The sequence below is a fragment of the Natronosalvus rutilus genome (assembly GCF_024204665.1).
Classification (GTDB): domain Archaea; phylum Halobacteriota; class Halobacteria; order Halobacteriales; family Natrialbaceae; genus Natronosalvus; species Natronosalvus rutilus.
In genome coordinates this window covers 139,360-158,663 of record NZ_CP100355.1, presented here as the reverse complement: position 1 = coordinate 158,663, position 19,304 = coordinate 139,360, and the positions used below count along the sequence as shown (strand labels likewise).

The window sequence follows — 19,304 nt, the reverse complement described above, 5'->3', positions numbered from 1 at the left end:
CCGATAGCAATACGGAATTTCGTGGTGGCTGGTGTATGCCGACATTCGACAGACGAAGCGTTATCGTATCCGGATCGGCCCTGTTGACGACTGGCGTCTTCGCGACGGTGGGTTCGGGAAGCGCGGAGAACGACACGGAGAACTCGAGCGACGCGGGTACTGACGGCGAAACGGAAATTGTCACCGAATCGACATTCAACGCCGAACCGTCCGACGGCTGGTACTCGTTTTACGCGAATAGCGGCAGTACGCGTGCAGTCTCCGCCGCGAACGAACCGAGCGCACTCGAGGGGGTCGCCTGGAGTTACGGAAACGTAGAGGCGAACGACGGGATTGCCATCAGCGACGGGCGTGTGTACCGCCACGATGGCAACGATCGGATTCACGCCCTCGATGCCGAAACGGGCTCGCTGCAGTGGGTGAGTCCCGACATCGGAGCCGACGACGGTCCGAACCTCGCACCGGTCGTCGTCGGGGACTGGGTCTTCGTCGGCGGCGAGGCGCTGACTGCCCTCGACGCCGACACCGGGGCCGTTCGATGGCGGCAGTGGTTCGGCGAGGGCGAAGAGGCGCCGTCGGTCTACCAGCCGGAGTTCGCCAACGGACTGCTCTACGTCTGTGGTGACGACGACGAGCGACTGTACGCGGTCAACCCGGACGACGGATCGATCGCGTGGGAACGCCATTCGATCGACGAGATCGACGAAGGCGATTCCCTTCTCGGCCGGTTCGACACGTTCCATGCGTACTCGCTGGCCGTTACGGACGACGCGGTCTACGCGACGGTCGGCATCGACGGAGACACGGCTCACGTCGTCGCGCTCGATCCGGAGACCGGCGACACGCTGTGGGTATCCGAGACCGGCTGGATGTGGCAGATGCGCCCCGTGGCGACCGATCAGTACGTCCTGATTCACGACGGAAACAGCAGAGAAGTGTTGCTCCTGGACCCGGAAACGGGCGAGACTGTGGGCTCGGTTTCGTCCCGCAGGAGCACCTTCGCCGCCGACGACGTCCTCGCGTTCGCAACGATCGGCGAGGATCAGACGCTCCGTATGACGAACCTCGACACCGGATCCGACGGCTCGAGCGAGCGCTGGTCCGTCGACGAAATGCGCCTGTACAGCGACCCGGTCGTCGTGGGGGAAACGGTCATCGCGATCACGGCCGACTGGAACGGCAACGAGTTCCTCAAGGGTTACCGCGTCGAAGACGGTAGCGAAGCGTGGTGTCTCCACCTCGAGGACGTGCCGCAGTTCGAAGACGATCACCGCGTCCTCCGTGATCACCTCGCAGTGAGCGACGGAACGGTCTATCTTGGCGGGGAGGACGGACTGTTCGCGGTTCGCTGAATTCGTCGGCGGAGTCGCTTTCACGACCCAGCCGTCTCTCGACACCAGTCGATTCTCGGCGGTGCAAATTGGTTGCGTGTACCGTCGCTCGTACCTGCCCGGGGCTTGAGTCTCGAGTCTCGGCCTTGTCTGTTGGCTCTCGAGTCTCGAGACTCGAAACGAGTAGCGGAATCGTCTGCCGTCCCCGTCGACCAGGCGCTGCGTTCGTGGTGACTCAGAGACCGTCTCGAGAGCGCGCGCGAGCGCGTTCGAGGGCAGTTTGGGCCGATTCGAGGGGGTCCGACGCCCGCCGGAACTTCATTCGACATATACTTTCTGGTGGGTGGTGCGCGTAAAGACGGTCTATCGGGCCGCTCGAGCCCGAATTCGCCGCTCACAAACAGAACCTTTATAGTAGGGAAACGGGAACGGGTATTCTGTATGGCAGACCTTATCGTCAAAGCCGCCGTAAAGGAAGCACTCGATGACAAGAACGTCGCTTCGGATTTCTACGAAGCACTCGACGAGGAAGTGTCCGAGCTGCTCGAGGACGCTGCCCGACGTGCCGAAGACAACGACCGGAAGACGGTCCAGCCCCGCGACCTGTAAGGAACGCCACTGACTATCATTTTATCGAGCGCTACCCGGTGAGCGACGGCTCCAGCTAGTCTGTGCTGGTTTCTATCGAGGAGTGACGCGACTAGTTCGAACCTACTCACGCATCGGACGCTCATCCAGCTCGGGGTGAGATGTGAGGTTAGCGGACGGCGTCCGAGAGCGGCCAGCGGCCGTCGGTCAGGGACTCGAGTCGGGACCGCCCGTCGTCCGTGAGTCGGTAGCGGACGCTCGAGGCATCGTCGTCAGCCTCACCTCTTTCGCCGTCGGCGGCTACGGCGCCGCGTTCACGCAGGTGTTCGAGGTGGGCGTACGCCTCGCCGGGCCCGTGGAGGATGTGGATGTCCGCGAGGTCGCCGAAGAGCCGGGCGCTGATCGTCCAGGCAGCTGCGGAGCCGGCGTCGGCCAGCGCGTCCGCGACCCGGTAGGCACGCTCTTCGTGGTGAGCCAGGATGTAGCGAGCGCGTGCTGCGGGGTCGTCGATCGGTTCGCGGTGGCCCGGCCAGGCGCGTGAGTAGTCGGCCTCGATCAGCGTCTCGAGTGTCTCCACGTACGCCGAGAGTGCTCCCTCGAGGCGGACGTCGGCGCCGCCGACGTTCGGGGTGTATTCGGGGAGGAGGGCGTCGCCGGTGTAGACCTCCTCGGGTGCGTCGGCGGGTACGAAACAGCTCAGGCCGGCCGTGTGTCCGGGTGCGTGACGAACCTCGAGCGCCAGGTCGCCGAACGAGAGGTGGTCGCCGTCCTCGAACGCCATCACGTCGACGGACTCGCCGTAAATTCCCATCTCCTCGCCGGCGTCGAGAAACGCGAGGAGTTCCTCGCGCGCGTCGCTCGACATACCCCAGTCGGCGAACAGCCGTCGCTGACGTGCCTCGAGTTCGTCCCAGGCGTCCTCGTCGTGGGCGATCAGCGGTGCGTCGGCGGCGTGAGCGTGGACGGTCGCCCCGCTCTCGGCCTGGATCTCGCCGGCGAGGCCGGTGTGGTCGGCGTGGTAATGGGTGAGGACTATTGCGTCGAGATCCGCGAACTCGACCTCCAGTTCGCGAAGGCCCGCCTCGAGTTCGGCCCGGGTGTCCGGGACGGCGACGCCCGTATCGAGCAGGACGGTCGCCTCGCCGTCGAACAGATACGCGTTGTTGGCTCCCTCGAAGACGGTGTTCCCGAGGGAAATCCGGTGAAACGTCATCAGCTGAGGTTTGGACTCGAGGGGCTACCCTGTTTTGATCTGTCGCGGGCAGCTGGGTCGTTGCACTGGCAAGCCCAATCGGTTTTCTCGACGGAGGCGACCCCCACGATATGGCAACACGCATCGCCGACGGACGGCAGTTATTGGTCGCCCTCGAGGGGGAACCCTGTCCGTCCTGTCGGGCCGGATCGCTCGTTCGAACGGAGTACAAGGGCAACAGCGCGGTCTGTTGTGAGGAGTGTGGGACGCCGCGGGTCCAGCTCTGGTAATCGCGACGCACTACTGTTTCAGGAGGTTAATCGACCGGATCGATGGGACGAACCGGACACGAGGTCTCGGTTCGGCTCATCACTGCAGGCTCGACTCACCCTAGCGCCACAGCCGACCGACGAGCGGCGCCCGTTCGCGGGCGAGTGTCGTGACCAGCGAGACGGCCTCGTCGGCCGTGGATTCGTCGACCCCACCGCCGTAGCGAGCCTGCTCGTAGGCGTCCAGCACGCGTCTCGCGCGCGGGTCAGTCAGGCCGACCCGCTCGAGCGAATCGACGTACTGGCGTGGTGATTCCCCGCGTTTGCGGGGTCGGAAGCGACGCTCAAGGACGAGCTCGAGGCGCTCGTAGGCCCGGACGGTGTCCTCGGTCGGGTCGCCGCGGAAGCCGTGCCAGTAGCGGCTGACTTCGCGACTTACGAGGGAGCCGACACCGGCTCGATGGCCCCCGGCGGCGAGACCGACCAGGAGTGCGACGCCGACGAGGAGGTCGCCGGGTGCGAGCGGGATCAGATCCTCCTCGTCCTCGTCGCTCGAATCGACGCCGCCGGTCCCGCCCGTGCCGTCTCCAGACGGGTTGCCAGGCTGGAGCGGATTCTCGGGGCCGCCCGGTCCGCCGGGGGTCTCGTTCGTGTCGTTGGTGTCGTTCGTCTCGTTCCCCGACGGGCCGTCGTCGGTGTCGTTCCGATCGAGTAGGTCGTCGATGTCGCCGTCGAGGTCGGGCACCGACTCGTTCTCTTCCGGGCCGTCGACGGGAACGTCCTCGCTCCCATTCGTGTCGACGCCCGATTCGTTGTCCTCGCGGGCCTCCTCGAGTCGCTCCTGGTGGGTCGCGTCCCGGGACGAGGAGGGCGTCGGCTCGAAGACGACCCAGCCCTGGTCGGGGAAGTAGACCTCGACCCAGGCGTGGGCGTCGAGCCCGCGGACGACGTACTCGTTGTCGTCGACCTGCTGGCCCGTGGTGTAGCCCGTGGCGTATCTGGCGGGGATGCCCTCCGAGCGCAGCATCTGGGTCATCGTCGTCGCGAAGTAGACGCAGTAGCCTTCGTCCATCTCGAGCAGGAATTCCTCGGCGGCGTTGCCCCCGGGGCGGTCGACCTCGAGGGTGTAGTCATAGCCGTCCTGGAAGTACTGCTCGATGGTAGCGGCCTTCTCGTAGGGCGTCTCCGCGTCGGATTCGGCGAGGATCTCGTCGGTTCGCGCGTCGAACTCGTCCGAGCGACTCTCGGGCATCTGGAGGTAGTACTCCGTGACCGGGTCGGGATACTCCGTCCCGGCCTCGTTGAGGACGGTGGGATCGGCCTCGAGGACTGCGCTCTCGACGTTGTACGTGTCGCCGGCGATGAGCGGTCCGTCGGGCATCGGCTGGCCGTGGTCGGACACGCGCGTGTGTGCCGTCACGTCGCCGTCGAGTGCGGTCGGATTGGTGGCGACCGGCATCACCTCGAGCTGACGCTCGATGGTAATCGTGTGCCTGGCCGTCTCGTACTCCCCGTCCGGTTCGGGGAGGCCGACGTCGTCGTAGGTGGCGTCCGGACCGCTCCTGATCCACGAATCGCCCGTGTAGCGGTCGTACACCCCCGTTCGCCAGTAGGTGGGCTCCTCGGTCACGACGGTGAAGTGGACTTCCGGCGAGAGGTCGACGCTGCCGGTGATCGTCGACCGATCGGGGTCGCCGTCGACGGCGCCGTCGAGCGTGCCCGGCTCGCTCTCGAGCAAGAACGTAGGGCTGGCGGCGCCCCCTGGGACGAAGGTGATGGTCATCGAGAGGAAGACGATGATCGCGAACATGATCGCCAGGACGTCGGCCTGAGCGATCGAGCCCTCGTGTCGGTCGAGTTCGCCGAACCCGACCGCGGCGATGCCGCCGACGACGCCCACGAGGGTCACGCCGATGCCAGCGTCCGTCGTCAATACGAGAAACAGGAGGGCTACGCCGCCGGGAACGACGCTCAGGACGTACCGCTCGCGCATCGCGAGGTACCACGTGAGAAAGACCGGCGCGGGCGCAAAGCCCAGCGTCCAGATGCCCGCTTCGAGCATCTGAATCAGCGGCATTCCGGTCGCGAGCGTGATCGTGTCCGAGAGGAACTTGCCGGCCTGACCGACTGCGGCTCCCGGCGCGTACCCGGCGGCCTCGAGGTAGTACAGGAAGCCAATCGCCGTCGCGCCCAGACCGATTGCGAGGGCCGTCCGCGGTCGGATCGCGTGGGCGAGAATCGTCGCCGCGAGTACCATTGTGAGCACGAGGAGGTACAGCGACTCCGTGCCGCCGACGGTTCGCGTGATCTCGCTCAGCGTGAAGACGATGGCCGCGAGGAGCACGAGCACGCCCGCCAGCGCGAGGGTCCGAAAGAGCGTCGTCGTCGATCCCTCGAGCGAGGTGGCGATCGAGTTCGGAACGGTTCGCGTGCTCATGCCGACACCCCCGTGCCTGGCTCCTCGAGGTCGTCACCGGGGACACCGGACTCACCGGAGGCGCCGACCCCGCCAGCCCCGTCGGCGCTCGAGCCACCGGACCCGTCGGCGGCTATCGCCGTCGATTCGGTCGAGGACTCGTCGACGGCGCCGCCGCGACGCCCGCGAAGCCGGTCGAACGGAATTTCGTGCCCGTCGACGAGCACCAGGACGCCCGACGCGTCCGCCTGGATCAGGACGTCCGCCTCCCGGCGAGTGCGGTCGTCGAGTTCGCCGGGACCGACCACGGCCAGCTGTCGCAGCACCTCGAGGTGATGACGTTCGCCCGCGTCGGCCTCGAGGGTGCCCTCGACGGTCGAGACGCCGACGGCGACGTCCTCCCTGAGCAGGTACGTCGCCACACTGGCGACGGCGGCGGCGAGGTCGTCGTCACGTCCGGGAATGCACTCGCCGACGAGGTCGACCGAGCCGACGCGGCCGTCCGCGACGAACTCCTTGACGACGAGTTCGTCGTCGGCTCGTTTGGCGGCGGACTTCCAGTGAATGTCGCGAAGGGAATCGCCGCGGGTGTACTCGCGGAGGTGGTCGAACTCCTCGCGGTCGTAGGCGCCAATAGCGTCGTGAAGTAACTGTAAGTCGTGTTTCGCGCCACCCCGGAGGTCGTGGACCCGGGGATAGACCAGCACCTCGTCGGTCCGGTCGTACTCGAACCGTTGCTCGACGAGCCCGAAGACGTCGCTGACGACGACCGTGACCGGGCCGATTTCGTGGGCGCCACGGCCCTCGAGGTCGATCTCGTAGGTGAGCGAGTCGCCGTCGACGAGGGTCGTGTCCCTGACGTTGCCGTCGTCGACCGCGGACACGCCGTCGGGGAGGTCGTCGCGGACGGTAGCCGATAGCGGCGACTCGACGTCGACGGTGAGTTCGACTGTCCGTCGCTCGCCTGGATACCCCTCCGCGGTCGGAACTCGGCGGATCCGTGGGCGGTCGACCCGCGCGGCCGTGATCACGCCGGCGACGAGGACGAACGCCAGCGGCGCGACGACTGCGTTGAGCGCTCGCGAGCCGAAGCTGGCGGCCATCCAGAGACAGAAGCCGACGACGGCGACGGTCCCCCAGCCGCGTCGCGTGAGTCTCATGGCACGCGGACGTGTTCGAGGGCGTCCTCGACGACGGTCGCACCATCGGTCTCGCGGCCGTTCGCCTTCGTCTTGATCCGGTGGGCGAAGACGTACGGCGCCTCGTGCTGGATGTCGTCCGGGATGACGTACTCCCGTTCGTCGAGCACGGCCCTCGCTTGGGCGGCCCGCAGGAGGGCGATAGTTCCGCGTGGACTCGCGCCGATGTGGGCGTGCTCGCGGGTGTAGCCAGCGAGTTCGCTCGCGTACTCGCGGACAGGCGGTTCGACGGCGACGTTGGCCACCGTCTCGCGCGCGCGGACGATCGACTCGAGGTCGGTGACCGGCTCGAGCCCCTCGATGGGGTGGTGACCGACCGTGCGACCGAGCATCTCGGCTTCCTCGTCGGTGTTCGGGTAGCCGAGCGAGAGTTTCTTCATGAAGCGATCGACCTCCGCGAACGGGAGTTCGTAGGTCCGGTTGGGCTCGATGGCGTTCTGGGTGGCGATGACGACGAACGGGTTCGGCAGCGGGCGGGTGTCGCCGTCGACGGTCACCTGGCGTTCCTCCATGGCCTCGAGCAGGGCCGACTGGGTCTTCGGCGGGGCGCGGTTGATCTCGTCGCCGAGGACCACGTTCGCGAAGACGGGGCCGTGCTGGAACTCGAACTCGCGGGTCTTCTGGTTGAAGACGTTGACGCCGGTGATGTCAGAGGGGAGGAGGTCGGGCGTGAACTGGACCCGTCGGAAGCTACAGTCGATCGATCGAGCGATCGAACGGGCGAGCATCGTCTTGCCGACGCCGGGGACGTCGTCGAGGAGCACGTGACCGCGAGAGAGGATGGTGGTGATGACGTGGTCGACTTCCTCGTCGTGGCCGACAATCACGCGCGTCACGTTCTCCCGAACCGTCTCGACGAGGTTCGCGACGGCTGAAACGGGGAGTGGATCGATAGTTCCGAGCTGATTCGTCGTCTCCGGCTGGGATGAAGGATTGGCGTCGGTCATGGTGGCTGCGTGTCTGGAGGCCAGCGTAGCGGGCATACCCTGGATACACGGTCGATAGTGCTCCTTGTGCAATTGATCGACATATGTTTTGTGTCTTTCAGGTATGCTGGGTCCGTCGACGGACGGTCGACGACGCGCCGAGACGAACCCGGGTGTCTGGATGGTAGTGATAGACTCTCGGATTGCCAGCGGGAAATAGTTGTACCTGCTCGTGTTCGACCCGCGACGCTGTCGGCACTCACAGCGTAACGATCAGAAAACGATACCTCCGTCTGGCTCGACTGACTCAGAGTCGCTCGAGATTCGTCGCGCGCGGGCCTTTGTCGGCCTGCTCGATGTCGAACTCGACTTCCTGCCCCTCCTCGAGGTCAGGACCGCCAACGTCTTCCATGTGGAAGAACACGTCGTCGTCCGCGTCGTCAGTTTCGATGAATCCGTATCCGCCAGTGTCGTTGAAGAATGCGACCGTACCTTTCGCCATTGCGTTCGTACTAAGTGAGGACGGAAGCATAAAGCTTCTGGAGGTGACACCCGGCCGGTTCGTCACCGCTCATCGCGTGAAGCTGACCTCGAGCAGGGCTGTAGGGCCACAATCGGCGTCCAGTCACCACTCCTTACACGACGGACACACCAGGTCGTCCCCATCTCGCCAGACCCGGTCGACGCTCGAGTCACAGCGAGTGCAGGTGTAAGTCCCCCAGGCGTACGTCGAGAGGCCGGCGTCGGGATCGCTCGGCGGCGGATCGGATTCGTCCGCGTCACCCGCGTGTTGGCTGCTCGAGGCAGTCGTTTCGTCCGACGAGACGGCGGCGGCTGTTTCCTCGGTACTTGCTTCCTCGGTATCAGCTTCCGCGGTGTCCGCCGCCGACGCGGACGACCCCTCGCCCTGGCCGTAGTCGGTGAGTCGGCTGTCCTCGGTCACGCGTACCGATACGAACGCCCGGGGTTTATACTGTTTGTCCTGGCCGAATCGCCGTTCCCAGACCATCGTTTCGATGGTCGTGACCCGAACGCCGACGAGTGCTGCTCTGGGGGCCGGGTCCGAGCCCGAGTTCGAGCCCGAGTCAGAGTCCTGACCAGAGCCGGAATAGACGACGCACCTCGAGCGGCGCCGGTCGGTCAGGTCCGGACGACCATCGACCAGATCGATATCACCAAGTACCATCGTTGCCAATCGTCGCACATGGTTTCCGCTCCGTTCCTCGACCCGATCGTCAGCAACCTGGTCGAAATGATCAACCTGTTCTCGAACGTCGCCACCGGCGAGGGGCTCGCTCCCCTCCTGTTCTTGGTCGGGGCGATCCTGGTCGCCTTCAGCATGGGCGTCTTCGGCGTGCTCACCCTCGGCGGACTGGGCAGTCTCTTCTCGCTCGAGTAGGGCGTTTTCTCGCCCGATCTCCGGTCGATCCGTCTTATACCTGCGCCTGCTCGAGCGCCCGCGCTGCCTGCTCGACCGCCACCTCGAGGTCCGGCCCCAGCGGCGACCCGACGACGACCCCGTCGACGAACTCGAGGATCGCCTCGAACCGGTCGGCGACCGTCTCCGGCGTGCCGGCGACGGCGAACGCGTCGATCATTTCGGGGGTGACGGCCTCGAACGCCGCCGAGAGGCTGCCGGCCTCGAGGTGCCGACCGACGGTCTCCACCGCCGCCTCGTCGAGCCCGTGGCGCTCGATCACGGGCGGGGCGGCCCCGCCGGCGATGAACGCGACCGGCGGACGGGCGGCCTCCCGCGCTGCGGCCTCCTCGTCGGCGACGCTCACGCTCGAGAAGGCAAGCGCCTCGAACGGGCCGCGGTCGTCGGGACGGTCCGCGAGGCCGATCTCGAGCTGGTCGGCGGCCCATTCGAGGTCGCGCGGATGGGAGGCGTTGACGAGCACGCCGTCGGCGTGTTTCGCGCTCATGCGGAGCATGTGGGGGCCCTGCGCACCGACGTAGACCGGGATCTCCGTCGGCTCGAGATTGAGTGAGGCGTCCTGGGCGGTGAACGTCCCGTCGTGGGTGACGGTCTCGCCGGCCCAGAGGTCTCGTGCCACCGAGAACGCCTCAAGGACGCGTCGGAGGGGGCGATCGTGCTCGAAGCCGAGGTTCGACAGTGCCGAGCGGTCCCCGGCACCAATGCCGTAGACACCACGACCCTCAGAAATCTCGTCGACCGTCGCCATCCGGGCCGCGAGCGTCACCGGGTGGTCCTGGAACGGGTTGACGACGCCGGGACCGAGGGCGATCGAGTCGGTTCGCTCGGCCATCCGCGAGAGCGTCACGAACGGGTCACGGTTGAAGTAGTGGCTGCTCGAGAACGCAACGTCGAAGCCCTCGGTTTCGGCGAGGGCCGCGAGGTCGGCGATCCGGTCCGGCGGGTGTTCGGGGGTGAGTTCGATTCCCCAGGTGGGACTCGAGTCACTCGAACCGTTCGATCCACTCGAGTCGCTCGAGGTGGGGTTCTCGGCCGCCATCACTCCTCGTACCTCCACTCGCGGAGCGCCTGCCGAACGAAGTCCCCCTCGAGGTCGCGAAAGAGAGCGTCGCTTCCCTCGTGGTTTCCGAAGTTCCAGTCGCGGACGACGACGGCGGGCGTGCCGCCCGCGCCCTCGCCGGTCACCAGGTTCGCGGCCGAGGCGAGTTCGTCGACGACCGACTGGACGGTGACGCCCAGTTCGCGGCCGTCGCGGTCGCGTTCGCCCCGCCAGTCGCGACTCGCGGGCATGCCGTCCCAGCCCAGGGCGACCCCGCGCTGGCCGTGGCGAAACGGCCGGCCACAGGTGTCGGTGACGATCACGGCGACGTCCTCGATCCCGCGCTCGAGCAACCCGTTTCGAATTTGCTCGGCGCTCGCCGCCGGGCGCTTCGGCAACAGGAGCAGGTCGTGACCGGGGACGTTCGAGCGATCGATCCCCGCGTTCACGCAGACGTGGCCGAAGCGGGTCTCGGTCAGCAGGAAGGGCGCCTCCATCACGAGTTCCGTGCTCTCCTCGAGGACCGCCTGGGCGAACCGGGGATCTTTCTCCTCGCCGGCGATTCCCTCCAGCCGTGTCGCGATCTCTCGGGCGCGCGGGCCCGCCGGGAAGTCGTCGAGGTCCGCCGCCCGACCCTCGGCCTTCGAGACGACCGTGCTCGCCACCGTCAGCACGTCGCCGGCCTCGACGTCGGTCCGCTCGGCGACGAGTCCTGCCAGGTCGTCTCCCGGGCGGATCTCGGGGAGGTCCGGCACCGCATTGAGTTCCATACTCGAGGGTGGGTCAGGAGGGTGAAAAACGCACCGTCACCGGAGACCGCGGCCGGTGCCAGACCGGTTGCCGAGTCGGGAGAGGATACCGCCGATGTCGGAAGGTGCACGCCTCGCGATTAAGGTGACGTCCGTGGTAGGCCACACTCGTGACCACGATGGCTGTGGCTGACCACCTCCGACGCCTGCGTTCGATCGCCGGGACCGAGGGCCGCTCGAGCGAGGCGGACGACCGTCCACGCGAACACCACGTCGCCGACGCGGTCGCTCGAGGCGTCCAGGCCGGCTTCGTCGCGACGCTGATCATGACCGCCTTCCGCCTGCCGATCCTGCGCTCGCTGCCGCCGTCGGCGAACTTCTGGGCGCAGTACGTGACCGGCGACGACCCGAGCGACCACCCCGTAGCCGGTCTCGTCTTGCACTTCGTCTACGGGGTCCAGGCGGGCGCGCTCTTCGGTGGGCTGTTCGCCCTGTTCGACGCCGACCGTGCCATCGAACCCGAACAGCGCGGCCTCGTCTGGGGTGCGGTGTACGGGATGGCGCTGTCGGCGTTCGGCTCGCAGGTGATGCTCAAGGAGATCCTCGACATTCGCCTCGAGTCCGACGAACTCGCGCTATTTCACGCCGGCCACCTGGTGTACGGCCTCTCGCTGGGTGCCTGGGTCGGCTCGCGAACCGAGGGCGTCGAGGACCCCGAGGAGTACGAGTACGGCGACGGCAACTGAGGGGTCGGGTGACGGACGCAGATATCGGTCTCCGAAAACGCTACCCCGCGAGCGCGCCTCGTTTTTCGCATGACCGATTCGACGAACGGCGACGAACCGAGCCAGGTCGTCACCGCCTTCCTCCGCAACGCCGGCGAGGTCCTGCTGGCGCGTCGGAGCGACGCCGTCGGCACCTACACAGGGACCTGGGGCGCCGTCTCCGGCTTTGCAGAGGGCGACCCCAACGCGCAGGCTCGCCGCGAAATCGCCGAGGAGACCGGCCTCGAGGACGCCTGCACGCTCGTTCGGTCGGGTCGGCCGCTCGAGGTGACCGACGCCGAGATCGGCCGGGAGTGGGTGGTTCACCCCTACCTGTTCGACTGCGACGCCCGCGAGGTCGAGTTGAGCGAGGAACACGACGTCCACGAGTGGGCACACCCGACGGCGATCCTCACGGGCGAGTACGAGACGGTTCCCGGCCTCTGGGCAGCCTACGAGCGAGTGGCACCGACTGTGCGCTCGATCGCCGCTGACGCCGACCACGGCGCCGCGTGGCTCTCGATCCGGGGACTCGAGGTCCTGCGGGACCGGGCGGGACTGCTCGTCGCCGAGCGCGCGGACGGGAAACAGTCGCTCGAGGGGAGCGAACTCGACGACGGACTGGCGCTCGAGAACGAGGGACAGACGCCCGCTCACGACGACGAGTGGGACGAACTCGCGACCCTCGCCGAACGCCTGCTCGAGGCCCGACCGTCGATGGCCGTCCTCCGGAACCGGGTCGATCGGGCGATGGGGACGGCGCTCGATGCCGGTCGAGAAGGCGACGACGGCGGCGAGGCAAGCGAGGACGAAACCCCGGCCCCGGACGCCGCCGCAGTCCTCGAGGCGACGACGGCCGTCCTCGAGCGCGCCGCGACCGCCGACGACGAGGCTGCGGCCCGGGCGAGCGACCGTCTCGAGGAAACCGTGATGACGCTCTCGCGATCGGGAACCGTGCTCGAGGCGATTCGAGCGAGCGACGCGCACCGCGTCTACGTCGCCGAATCCCGCCCCGGTCTCGAGGGCGTCGGCGTCGCCGAGTCGCTGGCCGACGAGCGCCCCGTGACGCTCCACACCGACGCCGCGGCGGCGTCGCTCCTCTCGCGCGAGTCGGTCGACCAGGTGGTCGTCGGCGCCGACACGATTCGTCCCGATGGCGTCGTCGTCAACAAGACCGGCACCCGTGGGGTGGCGCTCGCGGCCGTCCACGAGGAAATCCCCGTGACGATCGTCGCCGCGAGCGACAAGGTCTCGACTCGGGAGGAAATCGCGCTCGAGTCCGGCTCGAGGAACGCGGTCTACTGCGGCGACGCGCCGTTCGACGTCACGAACCCGACCTTCGACGTGACGCCCGCCGAGTGCGTGACCGAGGTCGTCACCGAACGCGGCGTCCTCGAGCCCGACGACGTCACGGCCCTCGTCGAGGAGGCACGCGAATTCGCGGCCTGGCGGGAGAAACGATAGACCGAAACCCGTTCGAGTCGTACCGACGAGCGGGCGGCGGTGACGAGGAGTTACCCCCACCGAGCCCCGTGTGACGAGGGATTCAATACCGAGCCGCCCACTCCTACTCGCCGCAGGAACGTTGAACTACCAGTCGTCCGTACCGCCAGTCATGGCTGATTTCGATGCCGCACCCGATATCGACCTCGAGCACCTCGGCGTTCACCGGTCCGTTTCGACCGTGTTCCCGCCCGAGGAACTGATCGAAACGCTCGAGGACCTCCCCGTGACGGTATCGCTCGTCGAGGACGAGGACCACAACGACACTGACTGCGAAGCCATCGTCACCTTCGAGCACCGGGAATGGTTCGCCGACCTCGAGTGGGTTCACTCGGTCCAGGCGGGCGTCGACCGCTTCCCGATGGACGTCTTCGAACGCGAGGGCGTGGTTCTCACCAACAGCACCGGCATCCACGATCGAACGGTCGGCGAGACGGTGGCCGGCTACCTGCTGGCGTTCTCCCGACGACTCCACCGTCACGTGGCCAATCAGCAGCGCCGGGAGTGGACCCAGCCCGACTGGGACGAGGCGTTCACCCTTCCCGGAACGACGGCCTGCGTCGTCGGCACCGGCACTCTCGGCCAGGGTGTCGCCGAAGTCGCTGGCTCCCTGGGCGTCTCGGTGCGCGGCGTCCGTCGCACCCCCGAAGACGTCCCCGGATTCGACGACATCTACACGACCGACGCCCTGCTTGAGGCCGTTTCCGGCGTCGACTTCGTGGTCTCGACGCTCCCGTTGACCGACGAGACGCGCGGCCTGCTCGACGCCGCCGTCTTCGAAGCGATGGACGAGGACGCCTACGTCGTCAACGTCGGCCGCGGCCCGGTCGTGGACGAGGCGGCCCTGATCGACGCACTCGAGGCGAACAAAGTGGCGGGAGCGGCCCTCGACGTGTTCGAGACCGAACCGCTCTCGTCCGACTCGCCCCTCTGGGCGATGGACGAGGTGATCGTCACGCCCCACAGTGCGGCGTTCACCGTCGATTACTACCGGGACATCGCCGGCCTGGTCCGGGAGAACGTCCGTCGACTCGAGGCGGGCGAGGCGTTCACGAACCGGGTGGTGTGAGGAGGTCGACGGTGACGGGGTGTCGACGGTGTCGGTATCGACGACGACGGCGTCACCGACGACGATGACAGTCGATTCTGCCTGATCGACAGGCACAGTGGTACCCGTCCCGTACCGATCGGTATGGTCGAAATCCGCCCCGCTCGAGCGACCGACGGCGAGGCCCTCGTGTCGGTCCACGTCGCCGCCGTCCGCGAACTCGGGGCCGCCGCCTACGAGTCAGCGCAGGTCGACGCCTGGGCGGCCAACAAGTCGCCCGACGGCTACCCCGTCGACGTGGATACCGCACACTTCGTCGTCGCCACGCGAAACGGCGCGGTCGTCGGCTTCGGCCACCTCGAGTTCGGCGTGGACGAGGTCCAGGCCGTCTACGTCCACCCCGACTACGCGCGAACGGGGGTCGGACGAGCGCTCCTCGACCACCTCGAGAAAACAGCGCAAGCAGCCGGACTCGAGCGTCTGACGCTGTTAGCGTCGAAAAACGCGGTCGGCTTCTACGAACGCCACGGCTGGCGGGGACTCGAGTGGGTCGACCACGAGTCGACCGGCGCGGTTGTCCTCGAGTGTTTGCGGATGGAAAAGCCGGTCGGTCAGTCGTTCAGTATCGAGTGACGGGAGGCCATCTACCCTGATCAAATATAAAGACTTATTTACAAATTGATGTTTCGTTTCGATATGCCACGAAAGGTATCCCGCCGAACGGTTGGTATCGGTCTCGCGACCGCAGTCGCCCTCCCACTCGCTGGCTGCACGAGCGATGACGGCCAGGACGGAAACGGCGACGACAACAATAGCAGCGACGACACCAACACAAGCGACGGCAACGGTGTCGACGGCAACAACAGCAACGACACCGACTCCGACGGAAGTGGAAACGAATCGGACGACAATTCGAACGACGAGACCGACGGCGCCGAGGAGTACGTACTGTCCATCACGATCGAAAACGAGAACGGCCAGACGGTCTCCGAGGGTATAATCGTGACCATCGAGCCGGCAGACGACTCGTTTGGCAAACAACAACTCTACGATTCCGACATTTCCGAAGGGGTAGCCGAAGCGACCCTCGAAGCAGGCGAGTACGTCGTCACCGTGGAAGCAGACGAGTACAGCGAAAACGACTTCGAGTCCCAGGAACAGGAACTGACGCTCGAAGAGGACACCGAACTCGAGTTCACCGTCGATGCGATCGGTGACGACGAGCGCGACGACTCGTCGTCAGAAGAATCGGAATAGGTCGTCCCGTTTTTGCGCGTGCAGGTGCGTGCGAACTGACTCCTCGAGTGCGTCGATCTGCCCGCGCTTGGCCGTGATTGGAGCGATCGTGTCCTGCCATTGTTTCCACGGTGGGAGTAGCCCCAGTCGGTCACACAGCTCGTCGAGTCGCTCGTCCCGGTCGTCGACCTTGTCCATCTTGTTGACGGCGACCACCGTCGGCACGTCGAGTTCCCGGAGGAAGTGAAACATCTCGACGTCGTAGGGGATCTCGTCCTCGCCGGTGTGGCGGTCGATAATGTCGACGACGCTCTTGCCGTCGACGACGAGGATGCCGACGAGGATCGAGTCGGCGTGGGCCTCGAGGTACCGGACGATGTCCGTCTTGATCTGGTCCTGGCGATCCGCTTCGACGCCGCTCATGAAGCCGAACCCGGGGAGGTCCGTGATGACGAAGTCCTCGGCCGTCCAGTCGTAGTGGTTGGGCGTCCGGGTGACGCCGGGCTTGCCGCCGGTGTCGAATTTGTGACCCGTAAGCTCCCGCATCAGCGTCGACTTGCCGACGTTCGAACGGCCGACCAGGACGACCTCGGCGTCGCGGTCGGGTCGCGTCTCGAAGGGATTCATGTACTCGCCATCGGGCGGGGCGGGTATAAACGCGACGAGAGCGGGTGAGCGTGACTGGTTCGCCGCCGGCGCTACGCGGACCAGCGCTCGAGGCAGTCGTCGCTACAGAAGTACCGGTGGACTACCGTTCCGTCTTCGACGGCGGTGAGTACCCGCTGGTCCGGTGTGTCGGCGAGGGACTCCCCACACATCCGACAGTCTCGCCCGTCGGTCGTTCCGCCGTCAGTTCGACACGTGCGCATGGCTATCTCGTCCCAGGGGCGTGTCACACTTGAACGAACCTGTTGCGGCGGTATCGGCCACCGTCGGCGCCAACGCGCGACTGAATGGGCGCGATTCGAGATTCAGGACTCACGACGCCGCCCGATTGCCGCGATCACCAGCGACATTATCGCGAACCCGGCTACTCCTGCGCCGAAGCCCGGCTGAGCGTCGTCGTTCGCGCCGGCAGTCTCGTCGTCCTCGGGGTCGTCTTCAAGGACGGGGCCGTCGCTCGAGCGGTCGTCTGTCCCAGTCCCGTCGTCGTCCGTTTCGTTGTTGTCGGCACCGTCACCGTCTCCCTTCGTCTCCTCACCATCGGCATCGGATCCATTCCCGTCATTCTCGTCCGAATCCGAACTCGAGTCGTCCGTTCCGTTTTCGGACCCCCCATTGCCGTCATCGTTTTCACCGGCCTCGCCATCATCGTCACCACCCGTCTCGTCGACGAGTTGCAAGACGACCGTCACCTGCCCGTGCGAGGAATCGGGCGTGAACGTCCAGCCGCCGCCGGCTTCCTCGTACGAGACTGCGTCCGCGACGGGGTCGACGTTCGAGTCCCAGCCGGTACCGGCGGGTTCCTGCTGGATGTAGCCGACGACCTCGACGCGGTCGGCGTGCTCGCCCTCGACGATGGCCTCGCCGTACTCGACGCTGTCACCTTCCTCGGAGAGGCCGTGGATCTCGATGCAGTGGCTGTCCAGGTAGCCGTCGCCCTGTGGCAGATCGGAGACGCCGAACTGGTCGGCATCCAGCGGGCGCTCGTAGTGGTCGTTAAGTGGATACTGGGTGACGAACGGGTCGGCGTGGGAGTGCCACGCGACGGACTCGCCCATCGGGAGCGTGACGGTCGTGTTCGGGACCGTTTCGCCCATGATCGGGTCGCCTGCCTCGTTGACCAGCGTCGTACAGACTTTCGAGGAGCCGTCCCCGAGATACGGGGTTCGGTACTCGTCGCGCGGATTGACGTAACTGATCCAGCTCCCGTCGGCGGCGGCCGCCTCGAACCAGGGGTCCCCGCGTTCGGGAACCGGTTCTTCGGCGGCCGGTTCGCTGACGTTCTCCGGACCTGGGTCGACCGGGCCAGTGGCAGGTGTGAGCGGCCCAGCGCCGACGAGGGCGCCGACGGTGAGGCCGGCGAGCAAGAGGGTGAGGCCGGCGAGCGATACGACTTTCCAGCGATCGGGTAACGTGTGCGACATGAGCGTGATTCTGACTCGTCGCCGCTCGAGAGCCCCGCGAGCGCGAGCAAGCGGGCCTCGAGGCGACGAACGTGGATCTGCCCACGACAGTCACCGTTTTGGGTATATCACGCGTACCTGACCGTACGGACTCGATACGCGACGGTACGTGGCGGTTACCGGTCGCTCGAGTTCCTTCAGTGGCTACGTAACTGCGTAACTGCGTCACTGCGCGACTGCGGACGCGTCGCTCGCCGGTCAAAAATGGTGAAAATGTGAAATCCGGGCGTCGGAACGAAAAGCCGTGTTACAGGCGGGTGACGTTCGTCGCGCGGGGACCCTTGGGGGCCTGTTCGATGTCGAATTCGATGTCTGTGCCTTCTTCGAGGTCCGGACCGCCGACGTCTTCCATGTGGAAGAAGACGTCATCGTCCGCGTCGTCCGTCGAAATGAAACCGTAGCCGCCTGTGTCGTTGAAGAAATCAACGTTGCCTTTCGCCATTGCTTTTGAACACAACGCCGATAGACGGATAAGACTTGCGTGGGCCCCGTTCACTCGGGCCTCGATGTAAAAAAACTCGATGCCATCGGAATCTCCATTCGTTGTGCCCGATTCGGAACGTGCCACGTTCAGAGGCTCAAATACAAACGTTCTGTCGTCGCACGTAGAAATAATCGCTCTGTCGGGCAAACCCCCTCCATCGATATTCTCTGAATCACACTCGAGGAAGCGTTTCGCTACGACTTTATCCGCGTACTCGTGAGAAGTGGGTATGACTCAGTCACAGCCTCGGGCCGGGCCGACGGTCGTCCAGGTCTCGCTCATCGCCGTGTTCGTCACGGCGCTGGTTACGGCCCAGGTGACGGCAGCGAAGGTGCTCGCGTTCGAACTGCCAGTAGCGCTCCCGATAGCGGGCAACGAACTCTTCCTTCCGGGGGCCGCGCTCGCGTACGCACTCACCTTTCTGGCGAGCGATTGCTACTCGGAACTGTACGGACGGAGGGCCGCCCAGGTCGTGATCAACGTCGCGTTCGCGATGAACTTCCTCCTGCTGGCACTCGTCTGGTCGACCATCGCCGCCCCCGCCGCACCGACGAGCATCGACCCGGCGACCTTCGAATCGGTTCTCGGGGCATCGACGAACATCGTCGCCGGGAGCCTGCTCGCGTACCTCGTCAGCCAGAACTGGGACGTCTGGGTGTTTCACGAGATCCGCGAGTACACCGACGGGGATGCCCTCTGGCTACGCAACATCGCCTCGACGGCGAGCAGCCAGGCCATTGACACCGTGATTTTCGTCTCGATCGCGTTCGCGCTCGCACCGATGGTTCTCGGCGTCGGTCCCGTCCTCGAGCCCGGGGACCTCGCCGCCCTGATCGTCGGCCAGTACCTCCTCAAATTGCTGATCGCTCTCCTCGACACCCCCGTCGTCTACGCCGTCGTCGGGTTCGTTCGTTCGAGAGACTCGAATTCGCCGTCGACTCCCGTCTGAACGGCGTACTCGAGGCCGATCTCGAGCCTGCGATGAATTCGATAACA

At 66.1% G+C, this 19,304-nt stretch carries 22 protein-coding genes; 10 read left to right on the top strand and 12 right to left on the bottom strand.

All coding sequences use genetic code 11. The features are described from left to right. The first annotated feature begins 35 nt into the window (after positions 1-35). Both NGM29_RS00810 and NGM29_RS00805 read left to right on the top strand, forming a co-directional pair. The gene (locus tag NGM29_RS00810) at positions 36-1,352 is read left to right on the top strand and encodes an outer membrane protein assembly factor BamB (RefSeq protein ID WP_254158375.1); all 1,317 of its coding nucleotides are present in this window, start codon (positions 36-38) and stop codon (positions 1,350-1,352) included. 420 nt (positions 1,353-1,772) lie between these two features. Further along, complete coding sequence (locus NGM29_RS00805) at positions 1,773-1,940, top strand: DUF1931 family protein (protein ID WP_253430449.1); 168 nt, start codon at positions 1,773-1,775, stop codon at positions 1,938-1,940. A 148-nt stretch (positions 1,941-2,088) separates the two neighbouring features. On the opposite strand, the gene NGM29_RS00800 is transcribed toward NGM29_RS00805, so the two are convergent. Continuing rightward, the gene (locus NGM29_RS00800; protein ID WP_254158374.1) at positions 2,089-3,132 is read right to left on the bottom strand and encodes an MBL fold metallo-hydrolase; all 1,044 of its coding nucleotides are present in this window, start codon (positions 3,130-3,132) and stop codon (positions 2,089-2,091) included. 110 nt (positions 3,133-3,242) lie between these two features. On the opposite strand from NGM29_RS00800, the gene NGM29_RS00795 reads away from it, so the two are divergent. After that, positions 3,243-3,401 carry an HVO_A0556 family zinc finger protein gene (locus NGM29_RS00795; RefSeq protein ID WP_254158373.1) on the top strand — a complete coding sequence of 53 codons (159 nt, stop codon included), beginning with the start codon at positions 3,243-3,245 and terminating at the stop codon, positions 3,399-3,401. A 100-nt stretch (positions 3,402-3,501) separates the two neighbouring features. On the opposite strand, the gene NGM29_RS00790 is transcribed toward NGM29_RS00795, so the two are convergent. From NGM29_RS00790 to NGM29_RS00770, 5 genes are all read right to left on the bottom strand, one after another. Then, complete coding sequence (locus tag NGM29_RS00790; protein WP_254158372.1) at positions 3,502-5,817, bottom strand: transglutaminase TgpA family protein; 2,316 nt, start codon at positions 5,815-5,817, stop codon at positions 3,502-3,504. After that, positions 5,814-6,956 (bottom strand): DUF58 domain-containing protein, encoded by a 1,143-nt coding sequence (locus tag NGM29_RS00785; protein ID WP_254158371.1) that lies wholly within the window; start codon positions 6,954-6,956, stop codon positions 5,814-5,816. The genes NGM29_RS00790 and NGM29_RS00785 overlap by 4 nt, the downstream gene beginning before the upstream one ends. Beyond that, positions 6,953-7,942: an AAA family ATPase gene (locus tag NGM29_RS00780; RefSeq protein ID WP_254160659.1), complete on the bottom strand. Its 990-nt coding sequence runs from the start codon at positions 7,940-7,942 to the stop codon at positions 6,953-6,955. Before NGM29_RS00780 ends, NGM29_RS00785 begins: the two co-directional genes overlap by 4 nt. 286 nt (positions 7,943-8,228) lie before the next feature. Next, a complete protein-coding gene (locus NGM29_RS00775; protein WP_117362766.1) occupies positions 8,229-8,423 on the bottom strand; it encodes a cold-shock protein in 195 nt (64 codons plus the stop codon). Positions 8,424-8,546: 123 nt separating this feature from the next. Further along, entirely contained in the window at positions 8,547-9,107 is a 561-nt protein-coding gene (locus NGM29_RS00770) for a DUF7573 domain-containing protein (protein ID WP_254158370.1), read from the bottom strand. Between the two features lie 18 nt (positions 9,108-9,125). Between NGM29_RS00770 and NGM29_RS00765 the strand changes: the two genes are divergently transcribed. Further along, entirely contained in the window at positions 9,126-9,320 is a 195-nt protein-coding gene (locus NGM29_RS00765) for a DUF8024 family protein (protein ID WP_254158369.1), read from the top strand. Between the two features lie 34 nt (positions 9,321-9,354). On the opposite strand, the gene NGM29_RS00760 is transcribed toward NGM29_RS00765, so the two are convergent. Both NGM29_RS00760 and NGM29_RS00755 read right to left on the bottom strand, forming a co-directional pair. Further along, positions 9,355-10,398: a 5,10-methylenetetrahydromethanopterin reductase gene (locus NGM29_RS00760; protein WP_254158368.1), complete on the bottom strand. Its 1,044-nt coding sequence runs from the start codon at positions 10,396-10,398 to the stop codon at positions 9,355-9,357. Continuing rightward, positions 10,398-11,168, bottom strand: coding sequence for a coenzyme F420-0:L-glutamate ligase (locus tag NGM29_RS00755; RefSeq protein WP_254158367.1), 771 nt, complete (start codon positions 11,166-11,168; stop codon positions 10,398-10,400). The genes NGM29_RS00760 and NGM29_RS00755 overlap by 1 nt, the downstream gene beginning before the upstream one ends. Before the next feature lie 158 nt (positions 11,169-11,326). Here NGM29_RS00755 and NGM29_RS00750 point away from each other — a divergent pair, with 158 nt between their 5' ends. The 5 genes from NGM29_RS00750 (at position 11,327) to NGM29_RS00730 (ending at position 15,719) form a co-directional block, all read left to right on the top strand. Next, positions 11,327-11,893 carry a DUF6789 family protein gene (locus tag NGM29_RS00750; protein WP_254158366.1) on the top strand — a complete coding sequence of 189 codons (567 nt, stop codon included), beginning with the start codon at positions 11,327-11,329 and terminating at the stop codon, positions 11,891-11,893. Positions 11,894-11,962: 69 nt separating this feature from the next. Further along, entirely contained in the window at positions 11,963-13,375 is a 1,413-nt protein-coding gene (locus NGM29_RS00745) for an eIF2B alpha/beta/delta subunit family protein (RefSeq protein WP_254158365.1), read from the top strand. Positions 13,376-13,526: 151 nt separating this feature from the next. After that, complete coding sequence (ddh, locus tag NGM29_RS00740) at positions 13,527-14,483, top strand: D-2-hydroxyacid dehydrogenase (RefSeq protein ID WP_254158364.1); 957 nt, start codon at positions 13,527-13,529, stop codon at positions 14,481-14,483. A gap of 123 nt (positions 14,484-14,606) precedes the next feature. Then, the gene (locus NGM29_RS00735; protein ID WP_254158363.1) at positions 14,607-15,095 is read left to right on the top strand and encodes a GNAT family N-acetyltransferase; all 489 of its coding nucleotides are present in this window, start codon (positions 14,607-14,609) and stop codon (positions 15,093-15,095) included. Between the two features lie 63 nt (positions 15,096-15,158). Then, complete coding sequence (locus NGM29_RS00730; protein ID WP_254158362.1) at positions 15,159-15,719, top strand: hypothetical protein; 561 nt, start codon at positions 15,159-15,161, stop codon at positions 15,717-15,719. Here NGM29_RS00730 and engB read toward each other — a convergent pair. The 4 genes from engB to NGM29_RS00710 all read right to left on the bottom strand — a co-directional run bounded on the left by engB (position 15,702) and on the right by NGM29_RS00710 (position 18,266). Then, entirely contained in the window at positions 15,702-16,325 is a 624-nt protein-coding gene (engB, locus tag NGM29_RS00725; RefSeq protein ID WP_254158361.1) for a GTP-binding protein EngB, read from the bottom strand. The two genes, NGM29_RS00730 and engB, sit on opposite strands and share 18 nt — an antisense overlap. A gap of 71 nt (positions 16,326-16,396) precedes the next feature. Then, positions 16,397-16,567, bottom strand: a complete 171-nt coding sequence (locus tag NGM29_RS00720; RefSeq protein ID WP_254158360.1) for a DUF7576 family protein — start codon at positions 16,565-16,567, stop codon at positions 16,397-16,399. A 102-nt stretch (positions 16,568-16,669) separates the two neighbouring features. Further along, positions 16,670-17,785 carry a PGF-CTERM sorting domain-containing protein gene (locus tag NGM29_RS00715; protein WP_254158359.1) on the bottom strand — a complete coding sequence of 372 codons (1,116 nt, stop codon included), beginning with the start codon at positions 17,783-17,785 and terminating at the stop codon, positions 16,670-16,672. A gap of 286 nt (positions 17,786-18,071) precedes the next feature. After that, positions 18,072-18,266 (bottom strand): cold-shock protein, encoded by a 195-nt coding sequence (locus tag NGM29_RS00710; RefSeq protein ID WP_006087767.1) that lies wholly within the window; start codon positions 18,264-18,266, stop codon positions 18,072-18,074. Positions 18,267-18,537: 271 nt separating this feature from the next. Between NGM29_RS00710 and NGM29_RS00705 the strand changes: the two genes are divergently transcribed. After that, entirely contained in the window at positions 18,538-19,257 is a 720-nt protein-coding gene (locus tag NGM29_RS00705) for a queuosine precursor transporter (protein ID WP_254158358.1), read from the top strand. The last annotated feature ends 47 nt before the right edge of the window (positions 19,258-19,304 follow it).